Origin of the sequence: Streptomyces racemochromogenes, assembly GCF_044129415.1 — a bacterium.
GTDB classification, from domain to species: Bacteria; Actinomycetota; Actinomycetes; order Streptomycetales; family Streptomycetaceae; genus Streptomyces; species Streptomyces racemochromogenes_A.
The window spans coordinates 1-1,242 of the sequence record NZ_JBBDHD010000294.1; the positions used below are offsets into that span (position 1 = coordinate 1).

The following is a 1,242-nucleotide window of genomic DNA, read 5'->3' on the forward strand; positions in this document are numbered from 1 at the left end:
GTACCTGGCTGCGCAGGGCGCACTGGTGGAATGGTTTGCCTTCGGCCCGCCGCACGCTGGTTTGCCGCGCGACAACTTCGGCCTGGAAGTATTCAAGGCTGACGGATCTCTGGCGTACAGCTCGGCCTGGTTGCCGTTGCGCATCATCGGTGAGGTCAGCAACCAGTCAAGTAGCTCCCTGCAGTTCAACGGCCCAGCTGGACGTAAGCTGGGCGTGGCGCATGTCATCGACAGCTTCAATCAGAGTGATCCGATTCCTGCAGGCACCTGGCGTGTCACTGGTGGCGGGTCGTTGCACCAGGTTGTAGGATCGCAAGTCACACTCAGTACCGCTCAGATCTATGACACCATCTGGGGCACGCGTCCGCCGTTCCCCACGTCATACAACCAGCCGCGTGCCCAGCACATGGTTGTGGATCTCACCGACTACTGACGCGACGCACAGATCCGCGCGAGCCATCCTGGAACAGCGTGACCTTGCCGGTGGTCATGTAACCAGGGTGGCTGTAGTCTTCCTCGCTGAAACGCGGGCTGTAGATCTTCTGGCGCAGCGTGTCGGTATTGGTGACACCGATGAAGATGTGCGTGTGGTAGGTCAGGCCGGTGTACGTATGGCCAGGCTCGCGCAGGTATGAGCACGCCGTCTGATGGCGCACCGTGTAGAAGCTCACCGCGTGGCCATCACCTTCACTGCGGATCTCACCGCAGATCTCGCCGGACACCTGCAGCGACTCCTCCACAGCGCGCGCTGCAATGCGCGTGGCAAAGGCATCCAGGCTTTCGCCAGCATGCGACGTTTCGGTATACAGCGGCTGCGGCGTGGCGCTCATGGCCAGCGCAAGGATCGCGGTCAGAAACATGTCACTTCCTCCCAATGGCGCGCAGCAGGCGCTGGAACCAGGTCAACGGTGGTGGCGTAGGTTGGGCCAGCACAGCTACGGCCTGGGCCAAACGCGGATCGATCCCGGCACGCAATGTGGATTCGTGAATGCTGCGACGCGCCTCGGCCAGATCTTTTTTCAGGTTCCACTCAAAGATCTTGGCATCAACTTTAACGAACGCCAGATGAGCGCTGGTAGCACAGGCAACAAAGCGCTGGCCATCAACCACGGCCTCGCAGCGCCAGCCATAGAACCATCGCGGCGCGAGGTTGCCGCACGGCCCGTTGTGGATGAAGGAAACAGCTTTCAAATGCGGCTTGACGGTATCCATGTTCAACCTCCTCGGGTGTTCATCATCTGG

General features: G+C 60.6%; 3 protein-coding genes. 1 reads left to right on the forward strand and 2 read right to left on the reverse strand.

Annotated elements, in window-relative coordinates; all coding sequences use genetic code 11:
• The coding region (locus tag WDV06_RS36895; protein WP_395514161.1) for a hypothetical protein at window positions 1-433 on the forward strand (433 nt) is incomplete at its 5' end.
• Here WDV06_RS36895 and WDV06_RS36900 read toward each other — a convergent pair.
• Both WDV06_RS36900 and WDV06_RS36905 read right to left on the reverse strand, forming a co-directional pair.
• Window positions 420-860, reverse strand: coding sequence for a hypothetical protein (locus WDV06_RS36900; RefSeq protein WP_395514162.1), 441 nt, complete (start codon window positions 858-860; stop codon window positions 420-422). The two genes, WDV06_RS36895 and WDV06_RS36900, sit on opposite strands and share 14 nt — an antisense overlap.
• 1 nt (window position 861) lies before the next feature.
• A partial coding sequence (locus WDV06_RS36905; RefSeq protein WP_395514163.1) for a hypothetical protein occupies window positions 862-1,242 on the reverse strand: 381 nt, incomplete at its 5' end.

Bases quoted from the DNA above. Each gene is read 5' to 3' on its own strand.
- WDV06_RS36900 (WP_395514162.1), bottom strand. From the start codon at position 860: ATGTTTCTGACCGCGATCCTTGCGCTGGCCATGAGCGCCACGCCGCAG.